6 protein-coding genes and 1 pseudogene are annotated in these 4,810 nt (G+C 64.0%); 2 read left to right on the top strand and 5 right to left on the bottom strand.

Annotation, left to right across the window (positions count from 1 at the left end; all coding sequences use genetic code 11):
• The 3 genes and pseudogenes from AC04MI_RS23530 to AC04MI_RS23520 form a co-directional block, all read right to left on the bottom strand.
• A pseudogene (locus tag AC04MI_RS23530) lies at window positions 1-326 on the bottom strand (twin-arginine translocation signal domain-containing protein); the annotation flags it as partial.
• Window positions 327-339: 13 nt separating this feature from the next.
• Window positions 340-810: a (2Fe-2S)-binding protein gene (locus AC04MI_RS23525; protein WP_476498846.1), complete on the bottom strand. Its 471-nt coding sequence runs from the start codon at window positions 808-810 to the stop codon at window positions 340-342.
• Between the two features lie 146 nt (window positions 811-956).
• Window positions 957-1,529, bottom strand: coding sequence for a TetR/AcrR family transcriptional regulator (locus AC04MI_RS23520; RefSeq protein WP_476498845.1), 573 nt, complete (start codon window positions 1,527-1,529; stop codon window positions 957-959).
• A 103-nt stretch (window positions 1,530-1,632) separates the two neighbouring features.
• Between AC04MI_RS23520 and pdxH the strand changes: the two genes are divergently transcribed.
• Together pdxH and AC04MI_RS23510 are read left to right on the top strand one after the other, a co-directional pair.
• The gene (pdxH, locus tag AC04MI_RS23515; RefSeq protein ID WP_476498844.1) at window positions 1,633-2,274 is read left to right on the top strand and encodes a pyridoxamine 5'-phosphate oxidase; all 642 of its coding nucleotides are present in this window, start codon (window positions 1,633-1,635) and stop codon (window positions 2,272-2,274) included.
• Window positions 2,275-2,315: 41 nt separating this feature from the next.
• Entirely contained in the window at window positions 2,316-2,741 is a 426-nt protein-coding gene (locus tag AC04MI_RS23510; RefSeq protein ID WP_436077283.1) for a DUF7684 family protein, read from the top strand.
• A 48-nt stretch (window positions 2,742-2,789) separates the two neighbouring features.
• Here the strand turns inward: AC04MI_RS23510 and AC04MI_RS23505 are convergent, their stop codons facing one another.
• Together AC04MI_RS23505 and AC04MI_RS23500 are read right to left on the bottom strand one after the other, a co-directional pair.
• A complete protein-coding gene (locus AC04MI_RS23505; protein ID WP_476498843.1) occupies window positions 2,790-3,746 on the bottom strand; it encodes an AEC family transporter in 957 nt (318 codons plus the stop codon).
• Window positions 3,747-3,899: 153 nt separating this feature from the next.
• Window positions 3,900-4,604 (bottom strand): HAD family hydrolase, encoded by a 705-nt coding sequence (locus AC04MI_RS23500; protein ID WP_436077281.1) that lies wholly within the window; start codon window positions 4,602-4,604, stop codon window positions 3,900-3,902.
• Between the last annotated feature and the right edge of the window lie 206 nt (window positions 4,605-4,810).

Below are 4,810 nucleotides of genomic sequence, written 5' to 3'. Positions count from 1 at the left end.
GCCAGGATCATCGGCAGGCCGGTCTGTACTCCCTGGCCGAATTCCAGCCGGTTGTGGGTCACGGTGACTTCGCCGTTGGGCGCGATCTCCACGAAGGCCGAGGGCTACTGCGTCGGCTTGAGGGTGCTGGCCGCCGCTTGCCTGCCGGTGGCCTGCGCCATGGCCATGTGGGGAAAGGCGCCGAGCGCGAGGCCGCCGACGCCGGCCAGCTTCAGGAAGCTGCGGCGCGGCAGCGCGGCGGTGTCCTCGGGTTGTGATTGGCTGGCGGCCATCAGGCGCTGAAGGATGCGCGGCAGTTCGGTGGAATCGATGTGAGTGGGCAACATGGCGGGTGCTCCTTCAGGCCAGGGTCTTGGCGGCATCGGCCACCGCGGCGCGGATGCGGGCGTAGGYGCCGCAGCGGCAGATGTTGCCGGCCATGGCGGCATCGATCTCGGCCGCCGTGGGCTGCTTGCCCTTGGGCTGCAATTTGAGGAACGCCGTGGCGCTCATGATCTGGCCGCTCTGGCAGTAGCCGCACTGSGCCACGTCGTGCTTGACCCAGGCGGYGTGCACTGCCTTGCCCACCTTGTCGTCGGCGGCAATGGCTTCAATGGTGGTGATCTTCTGGCCTACCGCCGCCGAGATGGGCGTGATGCATGACCGCACCGGCGCGCCGTTCAGGTGCACGGTGCACGCACCGCACAGCGCCTGGCCGCAGCCAAACTTGGTGCCGGTCATGCCCAGCGTGTCGCGCAGGGCCCAGAGGATGGGGGTGGATTCGTCGGCATCCACGGCCGTGTCTTTGCCGTTGATATTGAGGGTGGGCATCGTGGGACTCCTTGGGATGAAGGTCAGCGCTCAAAAGCACAGCGCAATCGGTAGGGCGGCGCGGGCAGACATCAAGCCGCTTTGTTGTTTTAAGAGAATAACTATTCGATTAAACCGCAAAATTCGAGTTTCTGCAGCGGCACGATTTACGCCTTGATGGCGTCCCAGCACAGGCCAAACGCCATCTGGTGCACAGCCTCGTCATCGGGCAGCACCTGGGTGCGGATCAGGTTGCCGGTCTCCCGCACCGAGCCCACCAGGCTGGCCGTGAGCAGCGGAATGGGCACGGCTTTGAGGATCTCCTGCTGCTGGCCTTCTTCCATCAGCGTGAAAAAACCTGCCATCAGCCGGGTCGAAAATTCGCGGTTGCCCTGGGTGAACCAGGGCGAGTTGTAGTACTGCTCCTGGAACACCACCTCGGCGTATTGGTCCAGCCGATGGCGCAGCAGGTTGCCCCAGGCGCGGCGCACCCTTGCGCGGTAGGGCATGCCAGGTTCTATCCCACTCATGATGCGCGCGGCCGTCACGGTCTTGGCATCCTGGTACAGCTGGCTGATCAGTTCGTCCTTGGACGGGTAGTACACGTACAGCGTGCTCGTGGCCACACCCGCAGCCCGGGCAATGTCGGCCAGGGTCAGGCCGCTCAGGCCGCGCTGGGCCACCAGTTCAAAGGTGGCCTGGGCAATGGCGCGCTGTTTCTCGTCGTCTTTGGGTTTCATCGGAACCAGGAATATAAACGAACATAGATTCGACCACTATCAAAACCCACTGCACATGCCCTGGCGCAAAGCGACATCGTACGGGGGATGCACAATCGTGGCCATGACCACGAACTCCATCGCCGACCTCCGCAAGAGCTACGAGCGCGCCGAACTCAACGAAGACGCCTCGCACGCCGCCCCCCTGCAGCAGTTTGACCAGTGGCTCAAGGAAGCCATCAGCGCCGAAGTGCCCGAGCCCAATGCCATGACCCTGGCCACCGTGGGCAGCGACCTGCGGCCCAGCACACGCATCGTGCTCATCAAGGGTTATGACGAGCGCGGCATTGTCTGGTTTACCAACTACGACAGCCGCAAGGGCCGCCAGATTGCGGGCAACCCGTTTGCAGCGCTGCAGTTTCACTGGGTGGAGCTGGAGCGTGTGGTGCGTATCGAAGGTGTGGTGGAGAAGGTCAGCGACGAGGAAAGCGACGAATACTTCAGCAGCCGCCCCCTGGATTCGCGCATCGGCGCCTGGGCCAGCCCCCAAAGCCAGGTCATTTCAGGCCGCAGCGTGCTGGTGGCCAACGCGGCCAAATACGGGGCGCAATTCATGCTGAAACCGCCCCGCCCTCCACACTGGGGCGGCTACCGCCTSRWGCCCGACCRSTGGGARTTCTGGCAGGGSCGCAAGAGCCGCCTGCAYGACCGGCTGCGCTACCGSCTCGAWGGCAGCRACTGGGTGCGGGAGCGGCTGGCGCCCTGAGTCGCGGCCGCCGTATGCAAGCCTCAGCGATAAGCCACCAAGTGGATTCCATATCCGAAGTCGTTTACCTCTGTCTCAACCCGGAGTCTGAGCTGCCCAAGCTTTCTCTGGGGAGCTTTCGCGCCCTCGTCATGATCGAGTCGGAAGTGTCGGCGCTCTGGCAGAACACTGTGAGCGACTGGCTGGTACGTTCCGGATGTCTACAAATGATGGCCTGGGGTCTTGGCTGCAGTTCCTGGGACGACTCGGTGGACTGGGCCAACATCAGCCAGTTTGCTCATGGAGATATACCGGACGAGAGCTTTGTCCTGACCTCTTGGCATGAGGATCAGTCGCTGCAAGAGGTCATGCATTTCTGCAAACACTTCGCAGACCATCCGTTTGCAGAGCTACGCTCAACGCTGCTTTTGCATATCGTGTATGAGCCGCGCGAAGAAGGAATTTGCAGCTTGTACAGCAATGCCTAGCCGATCAGGCAGGCTGCTAAACGGCAGACATGCGCACTGCTGCGGATGTCACCCCACCACCCACCGCGTGACTGCCAAAATCACCACTGGCATCGTCACCAACCCCAGCGCGGTAGACACTGCCACGCTGGCGGTCACCTCTTCTTCTGCCACGCGGTAGCGCTGGGAGAACAAGAATACGTTGGCCCCCACGGGCAGCGATGCTGCCACGATCATCACGGCCAGCGGCATGCCCGACAGGCCCAGCGCCCAGCCCATGCTGGCCAGCACCAGCGGGTGCACTACACATTTCACCAGCGCAATCCGCAGCGCAGCCTTGAACTGGTGGCCAACCTTGGTGAACGCCAGCGTCACACCCACCAGCAGCAGTGCAATCGGCCCCAGCGCCTGGCCCAGCAGCTGCAGGGGCTTGCCCACCACMTCGGGCACCACCAGTCCCGTCTGAGCAAACAGCAGGCCCGCAATGATGGGCAGCGGCACGGGGTGCACGATGCCGTTGCGGATGGCCTGCAGGACGGTGCGCCACATGGGCTGCTGCACGCCGCCTGGGCGCCCGGCATGTTCGCGTGCAGCCGCCAGCTCGAACACCACCGTGGCCGCAGTCAGCAGGATGAGCGAATGCACCGAGATCAGGGTGAACAGCGTGACCAGCCCTGCATCGCCAAACACCAGGCCCACCAGCGGCACGCCTATCATCAGCGTGTTGCTGAAGGTGTTGGCCAGCGCCCGGGCGGCGCCCAGCGTGTTGAAGCCCTGCACGGCCAGCGTGGCCGCGTAGACCACGCCAAACGCCACAAAGTAGATGCCCACGGGGCCGAAGTTGAGGTCTTCGATGTGCACCGTGCTCATGGTGCGAAACAGCAGCGCGGGCGTGAGCACCATGAACACCAGGTTGGCCAGGTCCTTGACGGATTCGGCACGTATCCAGCCGCGCCGCCCCACATAAAAGCCGATGGCAATGAACAGGATGACGGGGATCAGCGAGGTGAAGACAGGAGAGTTCACGGAGAAAAGCGCGCCAGGTCGGCAAGGGTGGGCGCCGATTGTCTCCCATGATCCCTGCCGACTCGGCGTGGTGTGTCTGGCGCACACCGATAGCACGCTATAGTTTTTATAGCCACCAGCGCATATTCCACTATCGCTTGGCGCCGATTTCTTTCAAATCCTCTGGTCTGCGCTCGCTGGGGGCGTATCCGCTGCGGCGCGCGGCGCGTCCGCCGACAGCAGGGCCAGCAGCCCTTGCAGCCCCTCCACCCGGTGGTCTGCCAGGGGCCAGGGCTCGACACCTGGCCGCACCGTCTGGACGGTAGTGGCCCCCAGGACGCGCCCGGCCGACAGTTCGGACAAGGGGTTGTCGCCCACCACCAGCATCTGGCGGGGCGCGCAGCCCTCGCGGGCCAGGATCTGCTCAAAGAGGGCCTGCTTGCCATGCGCGGCGCCGGTGGGTGGTGCGTCAATCGCGTCGATGAGCACCTGTTCGAACCAGGGGCGGATTCTCAGCGCATCGATCTTGCTGTCCTGCAGGCGCCGAAAGCCGCTGGTGACCAGGTAGCGCCGCAGCGGGATGCGGGGCAGCAGTTCGATGTCGGCATAGCCTCGCAACGGCGCCTTCACCTCCATCTGGCTGAACTGCTGCCACCCCGCCGCGCGCATGGCGGGCGTGAAATGGTGGCGCTGGGCTACTAGGTCGAACGCGGTGAACCAGCAGGCCTGCAGCGCCTGGTCCAGGGCCTCCGGGCTCAGTGCGCCCTGGTTGGCTTGCCGCAACGCATCGAAAGCGGGCTCGAACAAGGGCCCTACCGCCCGGGCATCCATCAGGCAGTTGTCCAGATCAAAAACAGCAACGGTGTAGTCCAAGGGCATCGCTCATCAAAAAGGTATCACTGAACAGCGTGGCGCGTGACGGGCAAACGCCGCCCGCCTCATCCGGCCACGACGGACACACCGTGGTCTGCCAGCGTCAGGCTGACCGGGGCCCCCACATCCAGCGGCAACTCCACCAGGGGCGACACCACAAAAATGGCGCCCAGGGCGCTGGCAAAGGTGTATTCCATGACGCTGCCCAGATA

Source organism: Acidovorax sp. LjRoot204 (genome assembly GCF_056175785.1).
The sequence above is the reverse complement of the archived record's forward strand: the minus strand, read 5'-3'. Positions and strand labels throughout refer to the sequence as shown.